Genomic DNA, 8,745 nt, shown 5'->3' on the forward strand with positions numbered 1-8,745 from the left:
TTTTTTTAAATAAAATAACCCAAACTTTACCAATAAAATATTGAACAAAAAATCCTATTTCAAGACATTATTGGAAACAAGCAATTATAGGAAAAATCTGCCTTCATAAAAATAAAACATGAAAACAGCAAGGAGTTCAAAGAGAGCATGGCGCCTTTAAAGTAAAATATAGCACCCCATTGCAATGCATAAAAATAGGAAGTTGCCTAGGAATGAGTTAATCACAATAACGCTTGTTTTATGCTACTTTAATAGAGAAAATTTTCTGCGCAGATACGATTTATAAAGACATTGCTGTATAAAGAGAATCGCATGATCTGTAATTTGTAAAAAGAATCAAATTCCTGTAGAAGCATGCTAAGCTATCTATCTAGCTTTCTTTATTTAATATTGAAAAGTACTCTTATAAATCTATGTGGGATAACGAACAACAAAAAAACGATCCTGGACAAGACCCTGCTCTTGTCGTCAAGCGCTTGCGGCCTGCGCGCCGACAGGTCTCTGCTCGTTGGCTTACGGGAACCATTCTGACAGGAATCACTTCCTGCATTCTTATGGGGATTGCACTTTTTACGGCTCTTGATGAACAACAGCGATTGGTAACACCGCCACAATGGTTTACGCAAGAAAACCTATCAGAATCACAAGACCCTGAGGCCAATGGCTATAAAGGTGATCGTATTTCTCCCACCCATGCAAGGCAAAGCTTTGACAGAAAACGTCAATTTGAATTATCGATTCTACAAAAAAAAGGCGATGAAAAAGTCATTCAAACACAACATTTTGAATGGATTCGTATGGCTTTAGCCGAAAATCGCCCCCAGAAATATAGCTATCCAAAATTTGATTCTTTAAGCATTCTTGCTAGTGATATGAAAAATCAAAATATCGCACCACAAGAAGATTCTGGGCAGATTTATGGAGCAAAGGTTGAAACAAAACTCACCTTACGCAGCTATGATTTTAAGGTAAATCAATTCGATTTTGATGACAGCGACACATTGACAGATGAAGAGGCACAACAAGAAGTACAAAAAGCTGGATTTACTTTAGAAAAGAGCTCCGAACTTCTTTCAGTTCTCACATTGATTGATCCTTTAAAATTAGAAGATGTATCCTCCCCTTCCCAAGGCACAGAATCCCCTGAAGTTCGAATCGTTCAAGAAAATGTAACCGTTTCTCCTCAAAGTCACCGTATCGATCTGACGAAAAACTATGTTGAAGATATTATTCCTATTCGTAAAAAACAAACGATAGCCGATGCTTTCAAAAAAACCAGTTATACAAAAAAGCAAATTGACCAGGTTGTAAAAACGCTAGAAAAAATAAGCCTTTCCGATTCCCTTAAAGAGGGAAGCCTTTTACGCATTGGTATCGTGACACAAGCTGGTGAAGAAGACCATCTCGTACGCGCAAGTATCTATCAAGGAATGCATCATATTCTCACCATTGCCCTGAATGATAAAGGCCAATTCATTGAAAGCACAGAGCCTAAAATGTCTAAAGCACTTAAAACGGCTTTTCAAAATGGTATTCCACATTCTTATATCAATAGCGCGCAATTACCAACGGCTTATGATGCACTCTATAGTGCTTTGCTAAGCCATAATATATCACAATCTCTCTCTCATCGTCTTATTCGTCTGCTAGCCACCAATATTGACATGAAAAGTCCGATAACACCCAATGATCAGATCGAAATATTTTATGCTGTACCACAAAGCGATAAAGAAAACAAAAACGGCAAAAAGAATTTGAAAGCAAAGGAATCATCCAAGAACGCTGATCCAGAAATTCGTTATATTAGTGCAACTTTTGGGAATACAACTTATAAATATTACCGTTATCAATTAAAAGATGGAAGCGTTGATTATTATGATTCTGAAGGGAAAAGTTCAAAGCCTTTCTTGCTGCGCAAACCCACACCAAATGGCATTTTTGGCTCTCCCTTTGGTCCACGCAAACATCCTATTTTAGGCTATGTCCGCATGCATACGGGTGTTGATTGGATTGCTCCTAAAGGATCACCCATTATTGCTGTAGGAGATGGTATTGTCACAAGAGTAGGCGTAACAGGCGGCTATGGAAACCATACGGAAATTCAACATGCCAATGGATATGTCAGCAGTTATTCACACCAAAGTCGTTATGCACCAGACATCAAACCAGGCGTGAAAGTACGACAAGGACAAATTATTGGGTATGTTGGATCAACAGGAATGGCAACCGGTCCCCATTGTCATTTTGAAATCATTGTCAATGGCGTCAAAGTTGATCCCATGCGCATTCGTATACCGGATAGCAAAGCCTTAACCAATCAAGACCTACAAACATTCCTACAAGAAAAAAACAACATTGATGCCTTGATTAACAGCCCAATAGCACCCTCCGAAGAGACTTAAAGCATGAAAGCATCTGCATTTTTACGACTCAAAACATCTAAAAAATATGCTTGAGCGCTTACTTTTCTTAAAGAGATTTCCGCATTTTAAATATCTATTAAAGAATACGCCGAAAGATGCCACCACCCAAGGTCGCATCACAATGATTAAAAATAAAACGCCCTCCCCTTTTCAGGTTTACGCACAATAGAAAAGTGAAAAATATGAAACCCCAAAAGGTTAACTCTTCTTGTTTATTTTATCAAAACGATAGCCCGTCCTTATTTGCCATGCAATAAAATCTCAAATCAAAGAGGTGCCCGCTAAAGGATGAAGATTCTAAAATCCATATCATTCTATAAACAATCCAGCTTTTTATTGAATAGATTCCACTTGTTGAATGTATGCTGTTCATAGCCCTAAAGGACGGTGTTTCATGAACTTTCTGAGCACGTTCTACCTTAAGAATATTCCTTACACACTTTTACAAAAACACCCCATATTTAAAGTTTCACATGCCTTACAAAAAATAACAAAACTTGAAAAAACTCTCTCTTTGCAAAGCAATAGAGCTTACGAATATAAGTATTATTGGCTTAAAGAAGCACTTATTCAAAATAAATTTAAAGGCTAACTTAAGCACTTCAAAGCTCTCAGACAAGGAGAACTTTGAAAGCCTATCATCGGAGTCAACAAAGCAAAAAAACAACAAGAGAGAAAATCAAACATTACACCAAAAGATAAAGAAGCAAAATTGTTTCTCTTGAAGGCAATTGACAATCTGATATGAATGGTGCTGTGTTCGCGCTACTGAAGCCGTATTTTTCCTTCTTCTTGTGAAAAGATGCCCTCCCCATACATTCACGATGAATGAAAGGCAGCTTACCACGAGAAAAGAGAAAATTTACCCTTTTAAAAAATCAGTCAGAGCTTTTTTTTGAACTATTCATGCTAAGTTTTGGCAAAGGAATGACAATCTTTGTGCCTCCTAAAGCAGAAGTTTCAAACAGAGGTTTTTCACCAAATTGCATACAGAGCTGTTCCACGACCACACGACCAAGTCCTGTTTTTTGTTTTAAAGTTTGGCTTTTCATTCCCACGCCATCATCTTCTACAATGAGCATCAATTGTCCATCTTTCTGGGGACCAAAGGAGATATAAATATGACCAGACCGTTGATCAGGAAAGGCATGTTTTAAGGAATTTGTCAGCAGTTCACCAAGGATAATTCCAAGTGTTGTCGCATCTCTTGAAGACAGGCGACAATCTTTAAAGTTGGTGTGAATGGTGATGTTTTCACGCAATTCAAAAGGGACTGCCAATTCGACATCATGCACAACAGAGCTGAGAAACTCTGCCAATAGTGTCGTTTCCATATCATCACTTAAGCGCAAACGACGATGTGCTGTAGAAATTGTCTGAATACGATCACGTGCAGCCCCTAGAACAGCACGGACCTCTTCATTTTTGCTCCGGTTTAACTGGAGCCCCAACAAAGAAGACACCGTCCCAAGAGAATTGCCAATACGATGGCTTGCATCCTGCAACAATATTTCAACCCGTTGGCGTTCTTTTTCAGCGTGATTACGTGCTCTTTCTAATTCTTGTGTTCGTTCTTTCACGCGGGCTTCCAGAGCGATATTTTCACTATGAAGCAGCAATTGATACAATTTTAAAGAGCGCATATCACGATGAAAACGATTAATAACAAAATAGGCAGAAATAAAGGTACTCACAACGGAAACAATAGCCGCCAATGTCAAAGCCGCCCGCATCAATGCGATACCCTCACGCTGTTTTTGTCGCACCACATCATCCCCATTAATAAAGCTTGTCATCAATTGAGCTAAACGTGCTACAGGAATCTTTGATACTTCCAAAGAGTCCGCATGAGAAGGTTGAGAAGGTTGTTCAGGAATCGCATCAAGAGCACGCATATGGGCATTCATAAAGGCTTTTCGTGCTTCAACCTCTTCTTTAAAAGCCGTAAACCATTTATACCACTGCGGATGCGCATAAATAATAAGTGCGATATAGTCGAGAATATTCCCCAACTCCCGCTCTGCATTTTCAAAACGTATTTTATCTTCCGCCTTGCGCGTTTTTGCATAGCTGCGATCAGCAACAGCCATATCAATCAGGCTAATAAGGACCAAATCAGCCTGTTCGCGCAATTCTGAACTTGTATTCAACTGTGCGACTTCTCGATCAACGGCATTTGAAAGCAACATAATAAAAACCGATGCCAAAAGAGCCATAACAAGAGAAACAACAATCGCACCCCACCGCCAGCGTGATATCGTTGCATCAGAAGAAGGCATTTGAGGCATCAAATTTGTTTTTGTTGTCATAGAATGTCCATTGGCGAACTTGAAAGTCGTCATTTTTCAGCACAAAGGAAGGCAACCTTATGGAACATAAAACCTAAAGCCCGTGAGAAAGTTTTATACAGGCTTTTCTTGTGTTCCTAAGGATACACGCCAAACTTCTGAATTCCCTCAGATACTGACTTTACTGTAATAGCTATAACGGGAATAAAAAAAACAAGGCTATCAATCATAATTATTATGCTTTTTTAGCCGTTAAATGAACACAATGTACTTCCAGCTGAGTAAGAATCAGGACCATAATCAGACTCACCATTGACTTTAAGAAGTTCTTGTAATCGATTACGCGCCCTACTCACACGGCTTTTAATGGTTCCAACAGCACAACCACAAATAGCCGCAGCATCTTCATAAGAAAATCCCGATGCGCCAATGAGAATAATGGCTTCTCTTTGATCGGCAGAAAGCAAATTTAAGGCTTTTTTGAAATCTTGCAAATCAAGCGATCCATATTGAGCAGGATGAACAGCGACATTTTGAGTAAACACGCCATCGGTATCTTGAACTTCTCTTCCCTTTTTACGCATTTGACTATAAAATTCATTGCGCAAAATGGTAAAAAGCCAAGCTTTAAGATTAGTTCCCATCTCAAAACTATCTTGCTTAGCCCATGCCTTCATAACAGTATCTTGGACCAAATCTTCGGCTTTATCGTGCTTGCCACTTAAAGAAACAGCAAAAGCTCGTAAAGCCGGCAACACAGAAAGGAGTTCTTGTTTAAAGTTTTTCGCGCACTTTGACATAAAGGATTCAAACCTTTTCCACATTGTTTAAGCCAAATTGCTCTGCGCGCTCCAACTTCTCTAAAAGCTCAAGCAAACACCGTGGCAGTGCTTCTTCTTGAATTTCCATGTAAAATTGACGTAACTTCCGTGCTATTTCGCTATTGACCCCGAGAAGATCATCTCCAACTCTAAATTGTGTAGTGAGATTTTTTTCATCACGGTCGTTCATTTTTCATCCCCCTAATCCATATATTACTGGTAGCACCGCGAAGAATTTTTCGCCTTATGGTTGTAAATATAGCTGCCGGTAAAAAGTTCCATACAAATCAAGGAACTTTTTTATCGGTTGAGAATTTCAACCAACAAAATGCTTGAAAGGTCAAAGGAGTTATAAATTATGTCATTATCAACGCGCATTGCCCCGCATCTTCCCTATCTTCGGCGTTTTGCCCGCTCTGTCACCGGTAGCCAATCCTCTGGCGATGCCTATGTTTCAGCGATGTTGGAAGCACTCATTGCCGACATCTCCATTTTTCCCAAAGCCTCCACTGACCGAATTGGTACCTATTGGCTTTTTTGCCATCTTTTTGACCAAACCACACCAAACATCCCTGAACCCCTGCCCCAATTTGGTCTTGAACAAAAAACCAGTGCCAAATTATCCTATCTCACGCCCCGTGCACGCCAAGCATTTTTGCTCATTGCCGTTGAAGGGTTTCATGAACAAGACGCCAGCGAAATCATGAATCTGGATACGAAAGAATTTCGCAAGCTTCTCAACCAAGCATCCATTGATATTTCTCAACAAATTGCCACTGAAGTCATGATTATTGAAGATGAACCTCTTATTGCACTTGATATTGAGCAAATGGTAGAAAGCCTAGGTCATCATGTTGTAGGAATAGCGCGCACGCGTGATGAAGCTGTCATCATGTATCATAAGAAAAAACCACGGTTGATTTTGGCTGATATTCAATTAGCCGATAACAGTTCAGGGATTGATGCGGTCAACGAGATTTTGAAAAATGACCGTATACCGGTGATTTTCATCACGGCTTTTCCCGAAAGGCTTCTCACTGGCGAGCGTCCAGAACCAACTTTTTTAGTGACCAAACCTTTTAACCCTGATATGGTGAAAGCGCTTATTTCCCAAGCTTTATTTTTTCAAGAGAATGCTTCTAAAGCGGCTTAGAACAGGGTAACATCTTAAAATTATGATCGTTACGCCTCTTTCAAAGCCTCCCATGGATAAATCTCATATGAGTGCGCTCATGCAAGCGATTCGTGGTGCTGATATTTGCGTTCTCTATCAGGCAACAAATCTGGTTTATTTATGGGCTGAAAACTTGCCACACCATTTGCACAATAAATGGCGGGTTGGGTGTCGTGACAGCGACTTTTTTTCGCTTGACCTTGCAGACAATATGGAAACCATCAAACTGCAAGTTTTAGCCAGTGGCAAAATGCAAACTGTTGAAGCACGTTTTGAAGATACAAATAAACAAGAGATTTGGTACAAATTTTCTATTGATTGCCACCGCAATGATAACGAAGACATTATTGGTATTATCACCACCGGTGTCAATATTTCCGGCTTACGCCGCCGTGAACAAGTGCTTAAAATCCTTCTTCGCGAAGTCAGTCACCGTTCTAAAAATCTTCTAGCGATCATTCAAAGTATTGCCAGCCAAACCGCCCGCTATACTGAATCTCTTCAGGTTTTTTTACGAAAATTTCAAGGTCGTCTTCATTCTCTTTCTCATTCTCAAGATCTGATCACTGATTCCGATTGGCGCGGTGCTCAATTTCGCGAATTGGTCCAAACGCAGGCTTTAGGTTATTTTATGAAAGAAACAGAACGTTTTTCACTTGAAGGCGTCGATCCTTATCTTTTTCCCAATGCCGCTTTGCATATCGGTTTGGCTTTTCATGAACTGATTGTCAATTCTCTTTCTTTTGGAGCCCTTTCCCAAGAAAAGGGGAGCATCTGTGTACGCTGTGAAATTGAAACAAAACTGAATGGCAAAACGCAACTTATCATCACTTGGCATGAAAATTTTGAATCCGGCATCCCTCCCACAAACAATAAAAAAGCCTGTTTTGGTAGTGCCGTTCTCGAAAAAATCGTTCCCATTTCCGTGAATGGTTCAGCTTCCCTCAAATTGACACAAGAAGGAATTGTCTATTGCCTCTCTGTTCCTGATACTTATTTTGATATTTTTTCTTAAAAGAGCATTTTAAACAATGAACAAGAGAATTTTCCCCTTTTTTAGCAAAATGTCTCATCTGTTTATTAAGCACAAAGATATTTTCCAACCTCTTTAAACCAACCTCTATAGTCCCCCAATAGTTCCGCAAAACCTTAACGATGAGAACTGAAAGCCACATAAAATCCATTCCCGCTGTCAATCAACTTCCATCCCTCATATAACCGGCATATTTTAAAACAGAAACCAAAACGATAAAGAGCAAACCGTTTCAGCTTTTATATGCCAAATAAAAGCGAGCCTATTACCCATCTCTTTTTGTGTAATTTTCGCAATGCGTATATAATTTTATTTTGGCAGAATATGAAATTTCAAGGAGTAAAGCTAATATCCATCATCACTCTTCAGCTTTACGGGCTTAAAGCATCCACGACAACGACAATTAATTGATGTAAATTACACATTTTATGCTTTTATTTATCGCATTCTTTAATGGAGATATCCTCTTCAGTTACAATAGGGCATCCTAAAACAGGATACACTTGTGTTCCTCATTCACGCACTTTTTTAATATTTCCCAGCGCATCCACGCTCATTTCAAAACAGTATGTGTAAATAAGATATAATAGCCCCCGTAAAGTGAACCATCAAAACCGCCCCTTGTTACGCCACGTCCTTCTTTACCTTCATGCCCCTTTTCACTTCATAAAAGTAGTAGCTGAGCATCATCATACCATTTGTCTCTCATGTTACAACAGCCATTGACCTTTGAGAGCGTCCATAAGAGGCATTTCAGTCTTTTTTCAAATATTACTCACCGACATAGAGCCCCCACACACACCCTTTTATGACGTGCAAGCCAATGACTTTGATTAATTCACTATAGAACCCGCATCTCAAAGGGGAAAACGCATCTCAAAGGGGAAAACGCATCTCAAAGGGGAAAACGCATCTCAAAGGGGAAAACCCATCTCAAAGGGGAAAACCCATCTCAAAGGGGAAAACCCATCTCAAAGGGGAAAACCCATCTCAAAGGGGAAAACCC

The 8,745-nt window shown here is 39.6% G+C and carries 6 protein-coding genes; 3 read left to right on the top strand and 3 right to left on the bottom strand.

The window, feature by feature from the left end; translation table 11 throughout:
• Window positions 1-413: 413 nt before the first annotated feature.
• Entirely contained in the window at window positions 414-2,402 is a 1,989-nt protein-coding gene (locus ACFIMP_RS04235; RefSeq protein WP_375685047.1) for a M23 family metallopeptidase, read from the top strand.
• An 899-nt stretch (window positions 2,403-3,301) separates the two neighbouring features.
• Here the strand turns inward: ACFIMP_RS04235 and ACFIMP_RS04240 are convergent.
• The 3 genes from ACFIMP_RS04240 to ACFIMP_RS04250 all read right to left on the bottom strand — a co-directional run bounded on the left by ACFIMP_RS04240 (window position 3,302) and on the right by ACFIMP_RS04250 (window position 5,722).
• On the bottom strand, window positions 3,302-4,732 hold the full coding sequence (locus ACFIMP_RS04240) for a sensor histidine kinase (protein WP_375613648.1): 1,431 nt from the start codon (window positions 4,730-4,732) through the stop codon (window positions 3,302-3,304).
• A gap of 224 nt (window positions 4,733-4,956) precedes the next feature.
• Window positions 4,957-5,511: an RNA polymerase sigma factor gene (locus ACFIMP_RS04245; RefSeq protein ID WP_375611691.1), complete on the bottom strand. Its 555-nt coding sequence runs from the start codon at window positions 5,509-5,511 to the stop codon at window positions 4,957-4,959.
• Window positions 5,512-5,518: 7 nt separating this feature from the next.
• Window positions 5,519-5,722 carry a NepR family anti-sigma factor gene (locus tag ACFIMP_RS04250; protein WP_375610684.1) on the bottom strand — a complete coding sequence of 68 codons (204 nt, stop codon included), beginning with the start codon at window positions 5,720-5,722 and terminating at the stop codon, window positions 5,519-5,521.
• A 168-nt stretch (window positions 5,723-5,890) separates the two neighbouring features.
• Between ACFIMP_RS04250 and ACFIMP_RS04255 the strand changes: the two genes are divergently transcribed.
• The gene (locus tag ACFIMP_RS04255; RefSeq protein ID WP_375607013.1) at window positions 5,891-6,685 is read left to right on the top strand and encodes a response regulator; all 795 of its coding nucleotides are present in this window, start codon (window positions 5,891-5,893) and stop codon (window positions 6,683-6,685) included.
• 22 nt (window positions 6,686-6,707) lie between these two features.
• Window positions 6,708-7,721, top strand: a complete 1,014-nt coding sequence (locus ACFIMP_RS04260; RefSeq protein WP_375611690.1) for a sensor histidine kinase — start codon at window positions 6,708-6,710, stop codon at window positions 7,719-7,721.
• Window positions 7,722-8,745 lie beyond the last annotated feature (1,024 nt).

Origin of the sequence: Bartonella sp. AP65SXKL (assembly GCF_042195725.1) — a bacterium.
Classification (GTDB): domain Bacteria; phylum Pseudomonadota; class Alphaproteobacteria; order Rhizobiales; family Rhizobiaceae; genus Bartonella.